This is a genomic window from Thiohalorhabdus sp., assembly GCF_046545655.1.
Lineage (GTDB): Bacteria > Pseudomonadota > Gammaproteobacteria > Thiohalorhabdales > Thiohalorhabdaceae > Thiohalorhabdus.
Genome location: NZ_JBKGZG010000021.1, coordinates 18,934 through 38,168 on the forward strand (window position 1 = coordinate 18,934; position 19,235 = coordinate 38,168).

Annotated in this window: 18 protein-coding genes and 1 riboswitch; of the genes, 10 read left to right on the forward strand and 8 right to left on the reverse strand. The window is 67.6% G+C overall.

From position 1 onward, the window contains the following. Positions 1-77 precede the first annotated feature (77 nt). Positions 78-482, forward strand: coding sequence for a rhodanese-like domain-containing protein (locus ACLFRB_RS06375; RefSeq protein WP_411068170.1), 405 nt, complete (start codon positions 78-80; stop codon positions 480-482). 21 nt (positions 483-503) lie between these two features. Here the strand turns inward: ACLFRB_RS06375 and ACLFRB_RS06380 are convergent, their stop codons facing one another. Together ACLFRB_RS06380 and ACLFRB_RS06385 are read right to left on the reverse strand one after the other, a co-directional pair. Further along, positions 504-1,475, reverse strand: coding sequence for a GGDEF domain-containing protein (locus ACLFRB_RS06380; RefSeq protein WP_411068171.1), 972 nt, complete (start codon positions 1,473-1,475; stop codon positions 504-506). A 4-nt stretch (positions 1,476-1,479) separates the two neighbouring features. Beyond that, the gene (locus ACLFRB_RS06385) at positions 1,480-1,770 is read right to left on the reverse strand and encodes a helix-turn-helix domain-containing protein (protein WP_411068172.1); all 291 of its coding nucleotides are present in this window, start codon (positions 1,768-1,770) and stop codon (positions 1,480-1,482) included. 147 nt (positions 1,771-1,917) lie between these two features. Here ACLFRB_RS06385 and ACLFRB_RS06390 point away from each other — a divergent pair, with 147 nt between their 5' ends. Next, a complete protein-coding gene (locus ACLFRB_RS06390) occupies positions 1,918-2,541 on the forward strand; it encodes a helix-turn-helix transcriptional regulator (protein WP_411068173.1) in 624 nt (207 codons plus the stop codon). 75 nt (positions 2,542-2,616) lie between these two features. On the opposite strand, the gene ACLFRB_RS06395 is transcribed toward ACLFRB_RS06390, so the two are convergent. The 6 genes from ACLFRB_RS06395 to lipA form a co-directional block, all read right to left on the reverse strand. Further along, positions 2,617-3,552 carry a carbohydrate kinase family protein gene (locus ACLFRB_RS06395; protein ID WP_411068174.1) on the reverse strand — a complete coding sequence of 312 codons (936 nt, stop codon included), beginning with the start codon at positions 3,550-3,552 and terminating at the stop codon, positions 2,617-2,619. Positions 3,553-3,585: 33 nt separating this feature from the next. After that, on the reverse strand, positions 3,586-5,052 hold the full coding sequence (gene gcvPB, locus ACLFRB_RS06400) for an aminomethyl-transferring glycine dehydrogenase subunit GcvPB (RefSeq protein WP_411068175.1): 1,467 nt from the start codon (positions 5,050-5,052) through the stop codon (positions 3,586-3,588). A 183-nt stretch (positions 5,053-5,235) separates the two neighbouring features. Continuing rightward, positions 5,236-6,579 (reverse strand): aminomethyl-transferring glycine dehydrogenase subunit GcvPA, encoded by a 1,344-nt coding sequence (gene gcvPA, locus ACLFRB_RS06405; RefSeq protein ID WP_411068176.1) that lies wholly within the window; start codon positions 6,577-6,579, stop codon positions 5,236-5,238. 3 nt (positions 6,580-6,582) lie between these two features. Further along, the gene (gcvH, locus tag ACLFRB_RS06410) at positions 6,583-6,972 is read right to left on the reverse strand and encodes a glycine cleavage system protein GcvH (RefSeq protein ID WP_411068177.1); all 390 of its coding nucleotides are present in this window, start codon (positions 6,970-6,972) and stop codon (positions 6,583-6,585) included. Between the two features lie 44 nt (positions 6,973-7,016). Next, positions 7,017-8,141, reverse strand: coding sequence for a glycine cleavage system aminomethyltransferase GcvT (gene gcvT, locus ACLFRB_RS06415; RefSeq protein ID WP_411068178.1), 1,125 nt, complete (start codon positions 8,139-8,141; stop codon positions 7,017-7,019). 202 nt (positions 8,142-8,343) lie between these two features. Beyond that, positions 8,344-9,234 carry a lipoyl synthase gene (gene lipA / locus ACLFRB_RS06420; RefSeq protein WP_411068179.1) on the reverse strand — a complete coding sequence of 297 codons (891 nt, stop codon included), beginning with the start codon at positions 9,232-9,234 and terminating at the stop codon, positions 8,344-8,346. A 226-nt stretch (positions 9,235-9,460) separates the two neighbouring features. After that, a riboswitch (glycine riboswitch) is annotated at positions 9,461-9,552 on the reverse strand. 551 nt (positions 9,553-10,103) lie between these two features. Between lipA and ACLFRB_RS06425 the strand changes: the two genes are divergently transcribed. The 8 genes from ACLFRB_RS06425 to ACLFRB_RS06460 form a co-directional block, all read left to right on the forward strand. Beyond that, the gene (locus ACLFRB_RS06425) at positions 10,104-10,874 is read left to right on the forward strand and encodes a class I SAM-dependent methyltransferase (protein WP_411068180.1); all 771 of its coding nucleotides are present in this window, start codon (positions 10,104-10,106) and stop codon (positions 10,872-10,874) included. A gap of 163 nt (positions 10,875-11,037) precedes the next feature. After that, complete coding sequence (gene metK, locus ACLFRB_RS06430; protein WP_411068181.1) at positions 11,038-12,204, forward strand: methionine adenosyltransferase; 1,167 nt, start codon at positions 11,038-11,040, stop codon at positions 12,202-12,204. A 124-nt stretch (positions 12,205-12,328) separates the two neighbouring features. Then, positions 12,329-13,618 carry an adenosylhomocysteinase gene (gene ahcY, locus ACLFRB_RS06435; RefSeq protein WP_411068182.1) on the forward strand — a complete coding sequence of 430 codons (1,290 nt, stop codon included), beginning with the start codon at positions 12,329-12,331 and terminating at the stop codon, positions 13,616-13,618. Between the two features lie 154 nt (positions 13,619-13,772). Next, positions 13,773-14,621 carry a methylenetetrahydrofolate reductase [NAD(P)H] gene (gene metF / locus ACLFRB_RS06440; protein WP_411068183.1) on the forward strand — a complete coding sequence of 283 codons (849 nt, stop codon included), beginning with the start codon at positions 13,773-13,775 and terminating at the stop codon, positions 14,619-14,621. A 78-nt stretch (positions 14,622-14,699) separates the two neighbouring features. Then, entirely contained in the window at positions 14,700-17,255 is a 2,556-nt protein-coding gene (metH, locus tag ACLFRB_RS06445) for a methionine synthase (RefSeq protein ID WP_411068184.1), read from the forward strand. Positions 17,256-17,438: 183 nt separating this feature from the next. Then, on the forward strand, positions 17,439-18,278 hold the full coding sequence (locus ACLFRB_RS06450; RefSeq protein WP_411068185.1) for a vitamin B12 dependent-methionine synthase activation domain-containing protein: 840 nt from the start codon (positions 17,439-17,441) through the stop codon (positions 18,276-18,278). Between the two features lie 16 nt (positions 18,279-18,294). Next, entirely contained in the window at positions 18,295-18,942 is a 648-nt protein-coding gene (locus tag ACLFRB_RS06455; RefSeq protein WP_411068186.1) for a flavin prenyltransferase UbiX, read from the forward strand. After that, on the forward strand, positions 18,929-19,235 hold a 307-nt coding region (locus ACLFRB_RS06460; RefSeq protein WP_411068187.1), incomplete at its 3' end, for a GAF domain-containing protein. The genes ACLFRB_RS06455 and ACLFRB_RS06460, both read left to right, overlap by 14 nt.

Here is a 19,235-nt window from a genome sequence, read left to right on the forward strand (position 1 = left end):
GGCCTCTGCGCCCTCCCCCGTCTCTGCGGTACCATTCACCGCCCGACCAGTCACGCATGTCCAACCGAGGAACGACCATGGCCAAGGCCCTGAAGGATTTTGTCACCGAAGCGCGCGGCCGCATCCGGGAGATCGACCCGGACAGCGCCGAGGAGATGCTGGGGGAGCGGGAGGACGTCCTGATCCTCGACGTGCGGGAGCCGGACGAGTTCGCCATGGGCCACATCCCCGGGGCGGTCAACGTCCCCCGCGGCATCCTGGAATCCGCTGCCGACCCCGAGTACAAGAACCCCCACCCCGTGCTTTGCCGGGCCCGGGAGCGTCCCATCCTGCTGTATTGCAAGTCCGGTGGACGAAGCGCCATGGCCACCGCCACCCTCCAGGAGATGGGCTTCGAGGAGGTCTACAACATCGCCGGCGGGGCGGCGGTGTGGATCGGGGACGACTGCACCTGGGAAGGGGAGCTGAAGGAGGACGTCTGACCGGCCGGGTGGGGAACCGGTCTACCGGTCGCCGTCTCCGGCCTCCGCCCCCGGAAGCGCCCCCCGGCGGACGCGGTTCTTCCCTTCGGCCTTCGCCGCGTACAAGGCCCGGTCCGCCGCCGCCAGGAGTCGCTCGCCGAGGGCCTCCTCCGTTCCCTCCAGCCCCGCCAGATCGCCCCCCGCCACGCCGATGCTGACCGTCAGTACGGAGTCGGAGGCCGCCTCGGGCCCGGGCAGGGCGGCCCGCACGAGCCGATCGCGGAACTGCTCCGCCCGGGCCATCGCCGCCTCCGGATCGGCGTGGGCGAACAGGATGGCGAACTCCTCCCCGCCCAGGCGGGCGGCGGTGTCCTCGCGGCGCACGAACCGCCCCAGGGTCTCCCCCATCGCCCGCAGCACCGCGTCCCCCGAGACGTGGCCCAGGCGGTCGTTAACCCGCTTGAAATCGTCCAGGTCCAGGTAGGCGAGGCTGACGGGAAAGCCGTGGCGACGGGCGCCGTTCACCGCGGCCGCCAGCCGCTCCCGAAAGCCGCGGCGATTGGGAAGGCCGGTCAGGTCGTCCCGGACGGCGGCGCGCTCCAGCCGCCGCAGGCGGCGCCCTTCGCTGGTGAGGTCCACCACCGCCAGCAGGTCGCCCTCCAGCCGGGGGAGCGGCGCCCGGGTGCGCGTCACCCGGAACCAGCTGCCGCCCACCTCGCAATAGACGGGGTCCCCGGATGTTCCAGCCGCGCCGCTCAGCAAGGGGCCGACCCAGGGCCCGATGGCGGGGTGGTCCGCCAAGGCCTCCACGGGCCGGCCCAGCCAGCGGTCCGGGGCCAGACCCCACCAGTCCTGCAGGGCCTCGCTTACCCAATGGATGGCCCGCCGGCCGTCCGTGATCAGGCCGCCCGCCCCCAGCCCATCCAGGATGGCCTCCAGGCACGCCTCCGGCGGTCCGGGGTCCCGGCAAGCGGGGCAGTTCCCGCACTTTGCGATGCGCTCCTCTCCTGGCATTGGCTCATTCCCCCGGGGTGGTATCCTGCCCGCTGTCACCATGGGGACAAGGGCCGGAGGGGGGCCCGTTCGTCACCGCCGGCCCGCCGGCATCCCCGCCCCCGTGACGGCTGGGCCACAGTTCCCGCGGCTCCCTGCCGAGCGCCTCGGCGATGATCCGCTCCGCCCGGGGATAGGGCCGCCTCAAGGCGTGCTTCAGGGCATCCGACCGATAGCCGTGGGCGAAGCTCAGCCGCCGCAGCGACCATCCGGCCTTGTGCAGGGCCGCAACGATGTCCGCGGGATCCCAGTCCATGCCGCTCCTATCCGGCAGGCGTTGACGGAAAAAACGGCAGAAACATACCAAAAACGAAACCAAAAACCAACCGGATACGACAGACACCCCCGCGCAATGAGCCCGTCCTCCCCAGATACGCCCAGGAACCCCCCGCCCCTGTACGGATTGGGTGAGCGCATCGCCGCCCTCGCCGACGGAATCGGCGGCAAGCGGCGCCTCGCCGCCCTGGCCGGGATCCGCGAGAGCCAGCTGTTCCGGTACATTCGGGGGGACAACATCCCCTCTCTGGCCACCGCGGCGGCCCTCGCGGATGCGGGAGGCGTCTCCCTCGAATGGCTTGCCTACGGTTCCTCCCCGGGCGGGGGGCATGACTCGGAGGGCCTCCGCGACAGAAGCGGCGGCTATACCGCCGAGCGGGAGTGGATGGCCCCCTTCCGGTTCGACGACGGGCCCGCGCCCCTGCGGTTCCAACGGGCCTGGCTGGAGTCCCTGCGCCTGGACCCCGAATCCCTGCTGCTCACCGAATGCCCCGACGACGCCATGGCGCCCACCCTCCAGCCGCACGACCTCGTCCTGGCCGATGCCCGGTCGTCGCGGGTGGAGGCCGCCGGCCTCTACCTCTTCGAGCAGGAAGGGATCGCCGTTCCCCGCCGCGCCGTCCCCTTGCCGGACGGCGCCCTGCGCCTGGCCTGCGACAACCCCGTCTATCCCGAGCTCACCCTGTCCCGGGAGGAGCGCGCCGGCCTCCGGGTCCTGGGGCGGATTGCCTGGGCCGGCCGCCGCTACTGACCCCCCTTCCTTTAACCGCCCACAAAAAAGCCCGCCCCTGTCGGGGCGGGCCTTGCGGCTCGGAGTCGCCTCGGCCTAGAAGCTGCTGCCGAAGTTCTCCTCCATCCGGGCCTTGAACTCGTCGATGGTGAACGAGTGGTTCTGCGGGCCCTTGGACTCGATTTTGTAGGCCCCCATGGTGGCCGCGATTCGGCCGGTGGTCTCCCAATCGAAGCCATTGGTGAGGCCGAACAGCAGGCCGGCGCGGTAGGCGTCGCCGCAGCCGGTGGGGTCCTCGATGGACTTCGGCTTGGCAGTGGGCACGTGGACCATGCCGTCCTGGGTGTAGATCTCGGAGCCCTCGCCGCCCTTGGTAACGATCAGGGTGGAGACGCGCTTGGATAGGTCCTCGGCGGTATGCCCGGTCTTGTCCTGCACCATCTGCCACTCGTAGTCGTTCACCGCCAGGATCTCCGCCTCGTCCACGCGCTCAAGCAGCTCCTCGCCGGAGAACATGGGCAGGCCCTGACCGGGGTCAAAGATGAACGGGATGCCCGCCTCCTTGAACTGCTGGGAGTGCTCCACCATGGCGTCCTTGCCGTCCGGGCTGACGATGCCCCACTCCACCTTCTCGCTGACGTCCGTGACCTTCTGGCGGTGGGCCTCGCCCATGGCGCCCGGGTGGAAGGCGGTGATCTGGTTGTCGTCCTCGTCGGTGGTGATGAAGGCCTGGGCGGTGAAGTGCTCCGGGATCTCCTTCACGTACTTGCGGGAGATGCCGTGCTTGTCCATCCACTCGGCGTAGGGGCCGAAGTCGGTGCCCACCGCGCCCATGGCGATGGGGTCGCCGCCGAGCAGCTTGAGGTTGTAGGCGATGTTGCCGGCGGTGCCGCCGAACTCGCGGCGCATGCTTGGCACCAGGAAGGCGACGTTCAGGATGTGGACCTTGTCCGGCAGGATGTGGTTCTTGAACTTGTCGTGAAACACCAGGATGTTGTCGAACGCGAAGGATCCGGCGATCAGGGCGCTCATGGGTTACTCCTTCGTGGGGTTTTCGGTATTCGGTCAGCCGGCGGCCTTGCGCTCCCCGTCCCAGGCCAGGTCCAGCTCCTTGGCCGCGCGCACGTCGTCGAGGCGCTTCACGGGGAGGGTGTAGGGGGCGTTCTTGACCACCTCGGGCTCTTCCTCCGCCTCCTTGCGGACCCGGGCAAGCACCTCGGCGAAGTGGTCCAGGGTCTCCTTGGCCTCGGACTCCGTGGGCTCCACCAGGAAGCACTCGGGCACCGACAGCGGGAAGTAGGCCGTGGGGGCGTGGACCCCGTAGTCGAGCATGCGCTTGGCCACATCCATGGCGGCCACGTGGGCCTCGGACTTGGCGAGGTCCTCCAGGGTGAGGATAAACTCGTGCATGGCCCGGCGCTCGGGGTACGCCACCTGGTAGTGGGGCCGCAGCTTCTCCATCAGGTAGTTGGAGTTGAGCACGGCGTGCTCGGCGATGCGCTCCATGCCCTCCCGGCCCACCATGCGGATGTAGGCGTAGGCGCGTAGCAGCACCCCGACGTTGGCGGGGAAGGCGGTCATGCGGCCGATGGTCTGCGGCCGCTGCTGCTCGTACTCCAGGTAGTAGCTGCCGTCCTCGCCCTGGGCCACCAGCGGCACGGGGACGAAGGGCAGCAGGCGCTCGCTGACGCCCACCGGACCCGCACCGGGCCCCCCGCCGCCGTGCGGCGTGGAGAAGGTCTTGTGCAGGTTGAAGTGCATGACGTCGAAGCCCATCTCCCCGGGCCGCACCTTGCCGAGGATGGCGTTGAGGTTGGCGCCGTCGTAGTAGAGCAGGCCGCCGGCCGCGTGCACCTTGTCGGCGATCTCCTTGATGCCCCGCTCGAACAGCCCGAGCGTGGAGGGGTTGGTGATCATCAGCCCGGCGGTGCGCTCGGACAGGGCCCCCTCCAGGCTCTCCAGGTCGATGTCGCCGTCGGGCTTGGTGGCGATCTCCACGGTCTTGAAGCCGCCCATGGAGGCGGTGGCCGGGTTGGTGCCGTGGGCGGAGTCGGGGACGATGATCTCGTCGCGGTCGTGGTTGCCGTGGGCCTCGTGGTAAGCCCGGATCATGGCCACCCCGGCGTACTCGCCCTGGGCACCGGCGGCGGGGGCCAGGGAAACGGCATGCATGCCGCAGATGTCGGCAAGCATCTCCTGCAGGTCGTAGAGCACGGAGAAGATGCCCTGGCTGAAGCGGGCCGGCGTCTCCGGATGGCGGTTCAAGAAGCCCGGCAGCATGGCCGCCTCGTTAGCGCCCCGCGGGTTGTACTTCATGGTGCACGACCCCAGGGGATAGAACTGGGTGTCGATGGAGAAGTTCTGCTGCGACAGCCGGGTGTAGTGGCGGACCACGTCCATCTCGCTGGCCTGCGGCAGGCCGAGCCCGGAGCCGCGGCGCTGGCCCTCCGGCAGATCGTCCAGGGCCACCTCCCCGCGGGGCATCTGCGCCCGGTTGGTCCGCTCCTCGCGGCTATGCTCGAAGATCAGCATGGATGCTTCCTCATCGGGATTCGGGCACCTCGGACAGGCGAGGTGCATTGCGGCGGCAGGGAGGCCGCAGAGGCGCAGAGGGGGCGGCGGAAGGCAAACGCATTCTCGATTGCGCTTCCGGCCGAATTCCCGGCCGTTTTCCTCTGCGTTCTTCGCGTCTCTGCGGTATCCGTTCCGCCTACCTTAGAGCACTTCCTTGAGCGCCTCGGCGAAGGCGTCCAGGTCGGCGTCGGTCTTGGTCTCGGTGGCGCACACCAGCAGGGTGTCGTCCAGACCGTCGTACTCCCGGCCCAGGTCGAAGCCGGCCAGGATGCCGTGGTCCTGCAACGCCTCCACCACCTTGCCGGCCGGCTTGGGCAGGCGCAGGGCCGCCTCATGGAAGAAGGGCCCGTCAAAGCGCCGCTCCACGCCGTCGATGGCGGTGAGGCGGTCCACCAGCTTGCGGGTGTTGGTGTGGCTGACCCCGGCCGCCTGCTTGAGGCCCTCCTCGCCCACCAGGGCCATGTAGATGGTGGCCGCCGTCATGGCCAGGCCCTGGTTGGTGCAGATGTTGGACTTGGCCTTGGCGCGGCGGATGTGCTGCTCGCGGGCCTGCAGGGTCAGGGCGAAGCCCTCCTTGCCGTCGGTGTCCACCGTCCGCGCCACCAACCGCCCGGGCATCTGCCGCACCAGCTTCTTGGTGGTGGCCATCAGGCCCAGGTAGGGCCCGCCGCTGGACATGGGCAGGCCAAGGGGCTGGCCCTCGCCCACGGCGATGTCCGCGCCCCATTCGCCCGGGGGCGTCAGCAGGGCCAGGGACATGGGGTTGACCACCGCGATCACCAGGGCGCCGCGCTCCTTGGCCCAGGAGGCCAGCGCCTCGGCGTCCTCCAGCCGCCCGAAGAAGTTGGGCTGGGGAACCACCAGGGCGGCGTGCTCGTTGGCCTCCCCGGACAGGATGCCGGGATCCACCACGCCGGTGGCCGCGTCATAAGGCACCGTCTCCAGGGTGATGCCCTGCGCCTCGCAGAAGCTGTGCGCCACCCGCCGGTAGGAGGGATGCACGGTCTCGGGCACCAGCACCTTGTGGCTCTTGCCCTTGTGGGCGCGCACCGCCATGAGGATGGCCTCGGCCAGGGCCGTGCCGCCGTCGTAGAGGCTGGCGTTGGCGGCCTCCAGGCCGGTAAGGCCGGCCACCATGGTCTGGAACTCGTAGATGGTCTGCAGGGTGCCCTGGCTGGCCTCCGCCTGATAGGGCGTGTAGGCGGAGTAGTACTCCCCGCGGGTGGCCAGCTCCCAGACGGCCGCGGGGACGTGGTGCTCGTAGGCCCCCGCGCCGACGAAGGTACGCAGCCCCGCCTCGTCCCGGGCGGCGCGCTCGCGCATCAGCCGCATGAGCTCCATCTCGGAGAGCCCCTCGGGCACCTTCTCCAGCGGCTTGGCCCGGATGCTCTCGGGGATCTCCGCGAACAGCTCCTCCATGCCCGCCACCCCGATGGTGTCGAGCATCTCGCGGACATCCGCCTCGGTGTGCGGAATGAAAGGCATGCGCTACTCCTCGGACTCGCACAGCTCCCGGTAGGCCTCGGGCCCCATGAGGGCCTCCACCTCGCTCTGGTCGCTGGGCTTCATGCGGAAGATCCAGCCGCCGTCGAAGGGCTCCTCGTTGACCTTCTCGGGGCTGTCCTCGAGGTCCTCGTTGACGGCCACGATCTCGCCGGAGATGGGGGCGTAGATGTCGGAGGCGGCCTTCACGGACTCCGCCACCGCCACCTCGTCCCCGGTGGCCACGGTGCTCCCGGTCTCGGGCAGCTCCACGAACACCACGTCGGAGAGCAGGTCCTGGGCGTAATCGGTGATCCCGATGGAGACCGTGCCGTCGCTTTCCTCCTTCACCCATTCGTGGCTCTTGGTGTAGCGGCGATCGTCCCGGACATCCATGGCGTTCCCTCCTTGTACAGGGCTTGTTCGGCGGGGATTTGCAGTCAGATCTCGAAATTGGCCTGGCCGGCCTTCACGAACGGCGGCCGGACCAGCTTGGCGGGCAGCTCGCGGCTGCGAACCACCACCTTGGCCGGACGGCCCGGCTCGGCGGCCGCCGCCGGGACCCGGGCCAGGGCGATGCCACGCTCCAGGGTGGGGGAGAAGGTACCGCTGGTGATCTCCCCCACCTCCTCGAGGCCGTCGAAGTGGACCTCCTGGTGGCTGCGCAGCACGCCCTTGCCCTCCAGGACCAGGCCGATGAGCTTGCGGGCAGGGCCCTCCGCCCGCTGCCGCTCCAGGGCGGCGCGGCCGATGAAGTCGCGGTCCGCCGGCTCCCAGGCTACGGTCCAGGCCAGCCCCGCCTCCAGGGGGGTGGTGGTCTCATCCATGTCGTTGCCATACAGGTTCAGACCCGCCTCCAGGCGCAGGGTATCCCGCGCACCCAGGCCGGCCGGACGGGCCCCCGCCTCCACCACGGCGTTCCAGAAGGCTACAGTGTCGGCGTCGGGCAGGGCGATCTCGTAGCCGGATTCCCCGGTATAACCGGTCTTGCCGACGAACAGCTCGCCCAGCTCGGTGCTCACCACCGCCGCCTGGAAGCCCTTGAGGGCGTTCACCGACTCGGCTGCCGCCGAGCCCAGCAGGGGCGGCAGGATCTCCTCGGCGCGCGGCCCCTGCACGGCGAGCAGGGAGAGGTCGTGGCGCTCGGTGAGCTCCACCCCGGGATAGGCCTCGTCCCGGCGGGCCCGGATCCAGTCGGTGTCGGTCTCCCGGCGGCTGGAGTTGACCACCAGGCGGTACCAGTCCCCGCGCATGGCGTAGACGATCAGATCGTCGATCACCCCGCCGTCGGGCTTGCACATGCAGGTGTAGAGGGCCCGACCTTCTCCATCGTCCAGCTTGGCCACATCGTTGGCCAGCAGCCAGCGCAGGAAAGGCCGGGCCTCGCTCCCGGTGAGGTCCACCACCAGCATGTGGGAGACGTCGAAGATGCCGCAGGCCTGGCGCACCGCGTGGTGCTCCTCCACCTGCGAGCCGTAATGCAGCGGCATATCCCAGTCCCCGAAGGGCACCATCTTGGCCCCGCTGGAGACGTGGGTCTCATACAGTGGCGTTCTCAGCCCCATGGTCGCCTTCCCTTGTTGCGTACATCGCGCCCCCGGCTGACCGGCGGCTCCGCATCAGGCTAATCCGTTGTAGGAGCCCGCTTTAGCGGACGATGGCGTTTCGAGGCTCCCTTGCTCACTTGAGCAATCGCCCGCTAAAGCGGGCTCCTACATGGATATTTTTCAGCGCCTTCCGCGATCCGGCGCGGCTTGGCCCAATCGGCTAGGCCTGCTCCTCTTCGGCGTGGTAGGAGCTCCGCACCAGCGGGCCGGCCTTGATCCAGGAGAAGCCCATCTCCCGGCCCGCCTCCTCCAGGGCGGCGAAGCGGTCGGGATGGATGTACTCCTGCACGGGGAGCTTGTCCCGGGCCGGCCGCAGGTACTGACCCAGGGCCAGCCGGGTCACGCCCACATCGCGCAGGTCGCGCATGACGGCAAGCACCTCGGCCTCCGTCTCGCCGAGGCCGAGCATGAGGCTGGACTTGGCCTCCACGCCCTCGACGACCGCGGCGCGCTCCAGGACGTAGAGGGAGCGGGCGTAGTCGGAGCCCGGGCGCACCGGCTTGTAGAGCCGCGGCACGGTCTCCACGTTGTGGCCCCAGACGAGGGGGGCCTCCGGCGCGATGGTGGCCACCGCGGGGTCCACCACCTTGCGGAAATCGGGGGTGAGCAGCTCCACCCCCATCTCCGGCTTGCGCGCGCGCAAGGCCCGCACGGTGGCGGCGAACAGGCCGGCGCCGCCGTCGTCCAGGTCGTCGCGGTTCACCGAAGTGAGGACCACGTACGACAGGTCCATCTGCGCCGCGGCGTCGGCCACCCGCTCCGCCTCCGAGTAGTCGGCGGGCACGCCGGGCTTGCCGGTGGCCACCGAGCAGAAGCCGCAGGCGCGGGTGCAGGTCTCGCCGAGGATCATGAAGGTGGCGGTGCCGCGGCTCCAGCACTCCCCGCGGTTGGGGCAGTTGCCCTCCTCGCAGATGGTCACCAGGCGGTTGCCGTGCACCGCCCGGGCCGTGGCCCCGTACTTGCTATCCCGGGCGTCGCCCAGGGCGTATCGGATCCACGAGGGCATGCGCGAGGCGTTGCCGCCGTGGAACTTGATCGGCTGCTGGTCCATCGTGGCTTTCTCCCCTGTCGCGGGATCGGCCGTCATCCGCCCAATAAAAAAGGGGAGGACGACACACCCGTGCCATCCTCCCCTCTGTACTGGAAACCTGAGAGTTCACTTCGCTGCAAAATCCCTGCCCATGCGAAGGGCGATCAAGGAGTTTGGAGCGAAGCTACCCCTTCGGTGCCCTGCCGGCGCCCCGCGCGGGAGCCACGGCCAGGTCTCTCCAGAGCCCCATCCCCCGATGGTCCTTTTGCCTGAGAGCTTCCGGGAGGAGTTTCCCCTTCGGCGCCCCGCCCACGGCGGGGTCTCTCCCATCGGGATCGTCTGGGCCGCGCGAATTTTCACTTCATCTCGGCGAAAACATTGTATGGTGATCAAGGATGCTGTCAATGATCGGCCCGCCCCCCCTCCGAGCGAGCCGAGCAGGAGGCCGGCTGATTTCGCGCAGTGCCGCACCTTTCCTCGCAACTCCCCGCACGGGCGGGGGAAGCGCGTTTGGTCATGTTTGAATCTGGTGATAGGATACCGTGCAGTTCAAACCGAGCAGGCGACTTCTTGCTTCCTGACACCGCTTCGTGCTTCGCACACATCCCTGGCCGCCGACCGCTGGTCCCGCTCCAGGCTGCACCATCTTCCGGAGCCCGCGCCGGTGGAACCTCCGCCCCGCGCGGGCCGTCGTGCTTACCTCCGCACACCATCGCGAAAGCCATTCGTGAGTCGGCTCCCGCTCGTGCGCCCCGGGGTGCCGGGTCGCGCTGCACCCGTTCCGCCCCTCGGGGCGACCACGCCCGGGCACTGCGCCAACCCGCCCTTCGCCCCTAGCGGCCGCCTGAATTCGCCAATATCCGTCTATCATCGAGGGAGGAGTTTCTCCTATGGGGATTCGAAACGAGAACACCGGGCTCGAGCATGAGCAGTATACCCCGGATTTCGCCGACTACTGGGACGACCTGGTCGGTTGGGAAAAGCGCGAGGAGGGCGAAGGCGGCTTTTACGAGCGCCTCCTGGCGGCCTCCAACTGCGAAACCGTGGCCGACGTGGCCTGCGGCACCGGCTACCACGCCATCACCCTGGCCAAGAACGGCTTCAAGGTGACCGCCTCCGACGGCTCCGAGAACATGGTCCGGAAGACCGAGGAGAACGCCAAGCAGATGGGCGTGACCCTCCAGGACACCAAGGTGGTGGATTGGGTGAAGGCCTCCCAGTACCTGGGCGAGAACAGCTACGACGCCGTGATCTGCCTCGGCAACTCCTTCACCCACCTGTTCGAGCACGAGGCGCGCCGGGATGCGCTGGAGGAGTTCTTCAAGGTGGTGAAGCCCGGCGGCATGGTGGTCATCGACCACCGCAACTACGATTCCATGCTGGAGCACGGCTACAGCTCGAAGCACAACTACTACTATTCCGGCAAGGGCGTGGACGCTTACCCCGCGGAGCTGAACCGCTACCTGGCCCGCTTCGAGTACGTGTTCCCCGACGGCGCCAAGTTCCAGCTCAAGATGTACCCGCTCCGCCAGGACTACGTTTCCCACCTGCTGGAAGACGCCGGCTTCATCAACGTGGTCCGTTACGGCGATTTCGAGAAGCCGTACGATCGCGACGAGGTGGACTTCATCCAGCAGGTCGCCTACAAGCCGCGCGGTTGAGCCGGCCCAACCCGCTCCGTCCCGGCCGGCGTACCGTTTGAGGGCTAGCCGGGCCGGGCGGAGCGAACAGTTTTTCCTGTAGCACCTGCGCCCCGGCAGGGCCGGGCGCAGCCAAAGATTTCATCAACCCTTAACTTTCTGCAACACGAGGAGCATTTCGGGTATGGCACGCGAATATCTCTTCTCCTCCGAGTCCGTTGGAGAAGGCCATCCTGACAAGGTGGCCGACAACGTCTCGGACGCCATTCTGGACGCCCTGCTCGAGCAGGACCCCATGTCCCGTGTGGCCTGCGAGACCATGGTGAACACCGGCATGGCCATCATCTCCGGTGAGATCACCAGCGGCGCCAACGTCGACTACACCGACGTGGTCCGCAAGACCATCACCGACATCGGCTACAACGACAGCGACATGGGCTTCGACGGCAACACCTGCGCCGTGCTCATCTCCCTGGACAAGCAGTCCCAGGACATCGCTCAGGGCGTGGACGAGGGCAGCGGCCTCGACCTCGACCAGGGCGCCGGTGACCAGGGCCTGATGTTCGGTTTCGCCACCAACGAGACCGAAGACCTCATGCCCATGCCCATCCAGTACGCCCATAAGCTCACCGAGCAGCAGAAGGTGCTGCGCAACAACGGCAAGCTTCCCTGGCTGCGTCCTGACGTGAAGTCCCAGGTGTCCGTGCGCTACGAGGGCAACACCCCCAAGGCCATCGACGCCGTGGTGATCTCCACCCAGCACGACGAGAGCGTCTCCTACGACGACCTCAAAGAGGCCGTCATGGAAGAGATGATCAAGCCGATCATCCCCTCCTCCATGCTCTCCGACGACACCAAGTACTTCATCAACCCCACCGGCCGGTTCGTGATCGGCGGCCCCGTGGGCGACTGCGGCCTCACCGGCCGGAAGATCATCGTCGACACCTACGGCGGCATGGGCCGTCACGGCGGCGGCGCCTTCTCCGGCAAGGACCCCACGAAGGTGGACCGTTCCGCCGCCTACGCCGCCCGCTACGTGGCCAAGAACGTGGTGGCGGCCGGCCTCGCCGACATGTGCGAGGTGCAGGTGGCCTACGCCATCGGCATCGCCAACCCGGTGTCCGTCCACGTCGAGACCTTCGGCACCGCCAAGATCGACGAGGAGAAGATCGAGCAGCTGATCCGGAAGCACTTCGATCTGCGGCCGAAGGGCATCGTACAGATGCTCGACCTGCTGCGCCCGATCTACAAGAAGACCGCCTCCAACGGCCACTTCGGCCGGCCGGAGCCGGAATTCGGCTGGGAGAAGACCGACAAGGCCGAGGGCCTCAAGGCCGACGCCGGGCTTTAAGCGTCCCGGAGCCGCGGTGGCCCCGGCTGGCCCGGTCTAGCCGGGGCTTTCTAACAGATTGACCATTTTTGCTTCGCGAATTCCGGCACTGGTTCCGTTTCGCGATATGAAGGAGCTTTAGAGAATGGCTGAAGACTACAAGGTTGCCGATATCGGCCTGGCCGGTATGGGCCGCAAGCAGATCAAGATCGCCGAGACCGAGATGCCCGGTCTCATGAAGCTGCGCGAGGAATGGGGCGCCAAGCAGCCCCTCAAGGGCGCCCGGATCGCCGGCTGCATCCACATGACCGTGCAGACCGCCGTGCTCATCGAGACCCTGCAGCACCTCGGCGCCGAGGTGCGCTGGAGCTCCTGCAACATCTTCTCCACGCAGGACGACGCCGCCGCCGCCATCGCCGCCGAGGGCACCCCGGTGTTCGCCTGGAAGGGCGAGACCGAGGAAGAGTACGAGTGGTGCATCGAGCAGACCATCCACGGCCCGGACGGTTGGACCCCCAACATGATCCTGGACGACGGCGGCGACCTCACCGCCATGGTCTACGAGAAGTATCCGGAGCTGCTCGAGCAGATCCGGGGCGTCACCGAGGAGACCACCACCGGTGTGCACCGCCTGTACCACATGGAGAGGCAGGGTCAGCTCAAGACGCCGACCATCAACGTCAACGACTCCGTGACCAAGTCCAAGTTCGACAACCTCTACGGCTGCCGCGAGTCCCTGCTCGACGGGCTCAAGCGCGCCACCGACGTCATGGTGGCCGGCAAGTACGCCGTGGTGGCCGGTTACGGCGACGTCGGCAAGGGTTCCGCCCAGTCCCTGAAGGCCATGGGCGCCCGCGTGGCCATCACCGAGATCGACCCCATCTGCGCCCTGCAGGCCCAGATGGAGGGCTTCGAGGTGCGCACCATGGACGAGGTGGCCCCCGAGGCCGACATCTTCGTCACCGCCACCGGCAACAAGGACGTGATCACCCGCGCCCACATGGACCAGATGAAGGACAACGCCATCGTGTCCAACATCGGCCACTTCGATAACGAGATCGACGTGGCGGGCCTCTCCGACCTCGAGTGGGACGAGATCAAGCCGCAGGTGGACCACGTGATCTGGCCCGACGGCAAGCGCATCATCCTGCTGTCCAAGGGCCGCCTGATGAACCTGGGCAACGCCACCGGCCACCCCAGCTTCGTCATGTCCAACAGCTTCTCGGACCAGACCCTGGCCCAGATCGAGCTGTTCACCAAGGGTGACCAGTACGAGAACAAGGTCTACGTCCTGCCCAAGCACCTCGACGAGGAGGTGGCGCGGGTGCACGTGGAGGGCCTCGGCGGCCATCTGACCGAGATGACCAAGGACCAGTCCGAGTACCTCGGCACCCCGGTCGAGGGGCCGTACAAGCCGGAGCATTACCGCTACTAAGCGGGGCGGTAGGCATCGGTAGGAGGAGGTCCGCCCTCCTCCCGAATGGGGCTCGTCCCCATTCGTAGGCCGCCCCGCTGGGGCGGCCCACCAATGGGGATTTTTCGATAGCGGCGAGGCCGCCAGGCATCTACCGCGAAGCGAGGATACGAATATGGGTTTCAAACGGGAAAATTACGAATTTTCCTTCGAGTTTTTCCCGCCCAAGAATGACGAGGGCGAGAAGCGGCTCCAGGAAGCGGTCCACGAGCTCAAGCCGCTGGATCCGGCCTACTGCTCGGTGACCTTCGGCGCCGGCGGCTCCACCCGCGAGCGCACCTTCGACACCGTGGACTGGATCCAGAAGGAGGCCGGCCTGGAGGCCGTCCCGCACCTGTCCTGCATCGGCTCGCGCCAGGAGGACATCCGCGAGATCCTGCAGCGCTACAAGGACTCCGGGGTCAAACGGATCATCGCCCTGCGCGGCGACATCCCGGAGGACGAGGAGGCCTTCAAGGAGGGCGGCTTCCGCTACGCCAACGAGCTGGTGGCCTTCATCAAGGAGGAGTTCCCCAACTTCGAGGTGGTGGTGGGCGCCTACCCCGAATTCCACCCGGAGGCCCCGGACCCGGTCACCGACATGGAGAACTTCGTCCGCAAGGTGAAGGCGGGCGCGGACGTGGCCACCACCCAGTACTTCTTCACGAACCTGTCGTACTACAAGTTTGTGGACGACGTGCAGAAGATGGGCGTGGACATCCCGATCAAGGTGGGCCTGATGCCCATCACCAACTTCAAGCAGATCGACCGGTTCTCGCAGATGTGCGGGGCGGACATCCCGGCGTGGATCCGCAAGCGCATGGAGCACTACGGCGACGACACCGAGTCGCAGAAGGAGCTGGGGATCGAGATCGCCACGCGGCAGGCGGAGGATCTGCTGGCCAACGGCATCCCCGGCATCCACTTCTACACCCTGAACAAGGCCGAGGCCACCAAGCGCATCTGGGAGAACCTGGGACTGTAAGGCCCGTGGGGCCGGGTCGCCCCCTGCGCCCCGCTCCTACTCCTCCCCTTTACTTGTCTGCCAAATGAGGAGCCGGAAATGAGCCGCTTCATGGACCGACTCAAAGAGCGGGTGCTGATCCTGGATGGCGGGATGGGCACTGCGCTGATGGAATACGATCTCGATGTCGACAAGGACTTCCTGGGCCTGGAGAACTGCTCGGAGATCCTCTGCGATTCCCGCCCGGACGTGGTGAAGGACATCCACCGCTCCTTCTTCGAGGCCGGCTCGGACGCCGTGGAGACCAATACCTTCGGCTCCAACAAGCTGGTGCTCGCCGAATTCGGCCTCACCGAGCGCACCCGCGAGCTGAACCGCATCGCCACCGAGCAGGCGCGCGAGGTGGCCGCGGAGTTCGCCACCGAGGACTGGCCGCGCTTCGTGGTGGGCTCCATGGGTCCGGGCACCAAGCTGCCCAGCCTCAACCACACCGACTATGACACCCTGGAGGACTCCTACGCCGAGCAGGCCCGAGGCCTGATCGACGGGGGCGTCGACGTGTTCCTGACCGAGACCTCCCAGGACCCGCTCCAGATCAAGGCGGCCATCAACGGCATCCGCATCGCCCAGCGCGAGGCCGGCGTAGAGCTGCCCATCATCTCCCAGGTCACCATCGAGACCGTGGGCACCATGCTGGTGGGCACCGAGATCCAGGCCGCGGCCACCATCCTGGACGCCATGGACGTGGACATGATGGGCATGAACTGCGCCACCGGCCCGGCGGAGATGTCCGAGCACGTCAAGTGGCTGGGCGAGAACTGGCCCAAGCCCTTCTCCGTGCTGCCCAACGCCGGCCTGCCCATGCTGGTGGACGGCAAGACCACCTATCCCCTGCAGCCCGAGGAGATGGCCGACTGGGTGGCCCGGTTCGTTGAGGAAGACGGCGTCAACCTCATCGGCGGCTGCTGCGGCACCACGCCGGAGCACATGAAGGCGCTGCGCGACAAGATCGGCTTCCAGGCCCCCAAGGACCGCAGCGACGTGCAGCTCGAGCCGGCCCTCGCCTCCCTGTACAACCAGGTGCCGTACCGCCAGGAGAACGCGGTGATGGCCATCGGCGAGCGCACCAACGCCAACGGCTCCAAGCGCTTCCGCGAGCTCCTCAACGAGGAGGACTGGAACGGCATCGTGCGCGTCGCCAAGGACCAGGTGAAGGAAGGGTCCCACACCCTCGACGTCTGCACCGCCTACGTGGGCCGGGACGAGATCCGCGACATGACCGAGGTGATCTCCCGCTTCCGCGGCGACGTCACCATCCCGCTGGTGATCGACTCCACCGAGACCCCGGTGATCGAGGCGGCCCTCAAGCTCTACGGCGGCAAGGCCCTGATCAACTCCATCAACTTCGAGGAAGGCGAGGAGAAGGCCGCCACCGTCCTCGGCTACGCCAAGAAGTACGGCGCCGGGGTGATCGCCCTGACCATCGACGAAGACGGCATGGCCAAGGAAGTCGACGACAAGATGCGGATCGCCCGCCGCCTCTACGACTTCGCGGTGAACCAGCACGGCCTGCCCGCCCACGACCTCATGTTCGACCCGCTGACCTTCACGGTCTGCACGGGCAACGAGGAGGACCGCAAGCACGCCATCAACACCCTGGACGCCATCGAGGCCATCGCCAAGGAGATGCCGGAGGTCCAGATCGTGCTGGGCCTGTCCAACATCTCCTTCGGCCTGAAGCCGGCGGCCCGCCAAGTGCTGAACTCGGTGATGCTGCACCACGCCCAGGCCCGGGGCCTCACCGCGGCGATCATGCACGCCTCCGCGATCCTGCCCAAGCACAAGATCGAGGAGGAGGAGTACAAGGTCGCCGAGGACCTGCTCTTCGACCGGCGCGAAGAAGGCTACGACCCCCTCCACAAGTTCATCGAGCTGTTCAAGGACAAGGAGGCCGCCGGCGGCCCGGCCAAGAAGAAGCCGGAGACCATCGAGGAGGTGCTCAAGGAGCGCATCGTCGACGGCGACCGCGACGGCATCGAGGAAGACCTCGACAAGGCCATGGAGAAGTACGAGCCGCTGGAGATCGTCAACCAGCACCTGCTCGGCGGCATGAAGGTGGTGGGCGACCTGTTCGGCGCCGGCGAGATGCAGCTGCCCTTCGTGCTCCAGGCTGCCGAGACCATGAAGGCCGCCGTGGCCCACCTCGAGCAGTTCATGGAGAAGAAGGAGGACGAGGAGAAGGGCACCATGGTCCTCGCCACCGTGAAGGGCGACGTCCACGACATCGGCAAGAACCTGGTGGACATCATCCTCACCAACAACGGCTACAACGTGGTCAACATCGGCATCAAGCAGCCCTGCGAAGCCATCATCGAGGCCGCCGAGGAGAACAAGGCCGACGTCATCGGCATGTCCGGCCTGCTGGTGAAGTCCACGGTGATCATGAAGGAGAACCTGGAGGAGATGCGCAGCCGCGACATCACCACCCCGGTGCTCCTGGGCGGCGCCGCCCTGACTCGCAGCTTCGTGGAGCAGGACTGCTCCGAGGCCTACGGCGACGGCGTGGTGGAGTACGCCAAGGACGCCTTCGCCGGTCTGCAGCTGATGGATCAGCTCACGGGCAACGCCCAGCCGGAGCAGGAAGAGGCCGAGTAGCCGGCGGCTCCGCACCCGCAGTCAGGGGCCGCCCGGCGCGGCCCCTTTTTTAGGCACAAAACCCGACCCAAATACCCGGTTTTCCCGGCCCCGCTACGCGGCTTTTGCCATTTCCCCGACGACCTGATAGTGGTTTAGGGTTGGACGAAAGGCGTGTACGCGGCGCCCAGAACAGGTACGACCATGACCGAGCAAGTGATCCGATCCGACGTCGCCACGGATAACCCCGTTCCCACGCCCCCCTTCTGGGGCACCCGCGTTCTGGAGCACATCCCGGTGCGCGCCCTGGTTCCCTACATCAACAAGACCATGCTCTACCAGTTCCAGTGGGGCTTCAAAAAGGCGGGGCGCAAGAAGGACGAGTACTGGCAGTGGGCCAAGCAGGAGGTGGACCCCATCTTCAACCAGATGCTCGCCCGGGTGGAACAGGAGCAGATCCAGACCCCGCAGGCGGTGTACGGGTACTTCCCCTGCCAGAGCGAAGGCAACGACATCATCCTCTACAAGGATCCCGAGGGGAACGAGGAGCTGCAGCGCTTCACCCTGCCCCGGCAGGACGGCAAGAAGCACCTCTGCATCGCCGACTTCTTCCGCTCGGTGGACTCCGGCGAGATGGACGTGATCGGCCTGCAGGTGGTGACCGTCGGCCAGCACGCCTCCGACGTGGCCCGCGAGTGGTTCAACGAAGACCGCTACACCGACTACCTGTACCTGCACGGCCTCAACGTAGAGACCACCGAGGCCCTGGCGGAGTGGGTACACAAGCAGATCCGCGCTGAGCTGGGCTTCGCCGGCGAGGACGACCGCGACCCGCAGGCGCTGATCAAGCAGGGCTACCGGGGCTCCCGCTACTCCTTCGGCTATCCCGCCTGCCCCAACCTGGAGGACCAGCGCCCCCTGCTGGAGATCCTGGGTGCGGACCGGCTGGGCATCACCATGGCCGACGAGCAGCAGATGCATCCGGAGGAATCCACCTCCGCCATCGTCTGCCACCACCCCGAGGCCAAGTACTTCAGTGTCTGACGGCCGGAGCGGGTAAGTGCCATCCGAGTCTTCCCACGGGGCGGAGCGCATCGCCCTGGCCTGGACCGGCGCCTCCGGCGCCGCCTACGGGCTGCGCCTCCTGGAGCAGCTCTTGGCGGCCGGCGTGCGTGTGGAGCTGATCGTCTCCAAGGCGGCCCAGGTGGTGCTGGGCCAGGAGACGGACCTGGAGCTGCCCGCCCAGCCCGAGGCCATGCGCGAGGCGCTGGTGGCGCACCTGGGCCGCGGCGCGGACACCCTGCGGGTGTATGGCCGCGAGCAGTGGACGGCGCCGGTGGCCTCGGGCTCCAACGCCCCCCGGGCCATGGTGGTCTGCCCCTGCACCTCGGGCACGGTGGCCGCCATCGCCAACGGCACCAGTGATAACCTGATCGAGCGGGCCGCCGACGTCACCATCAAGGAACGCCGGCAGCTCGTGCTGGTGCACCGGGAGACCCCGCTGTCCCTCATCCATTTGGAGAACATGACCCGGCTGGCGCGCATGGGAGTGACCATCCTGCCCGCCAACCCGGGGTTCTACCACCGGCCGACCACCGTGGAGGCGCTGGTGGATTTCGTGGTCGCGCGCGTGCTGGACCACCTGGAGGTGGACCACCACCTGGTCCCGCGCTGGGCCGCCGACGAGGAACGCCGTGAAGCCGAGTAACGTCCTCCGAACCCTCCACCGCATCACCCAAGAGGTGGGGCGCGCGCCCCACCTCCAGCAGGCCCTGGACACTCTGGTTTCCGGCCTGCGTCGGGCCATGAGCACGGAGGTGTGCACCGTCTACCTCTCCGACCCGGAGGTGGAAGGCGGCTGGGTGCTGCGGGCCACCGACGGCCTCAACCCGGAGTCGGTGGGCCAGGTGCGCCTGGGTCCGGGAGAAGGGCTGGTGGGCCTCGTGGCCCGCGAGGAGGAGCCGGTGAACCTGGACAACGCCGGCCAGCACCCCCTGTTCC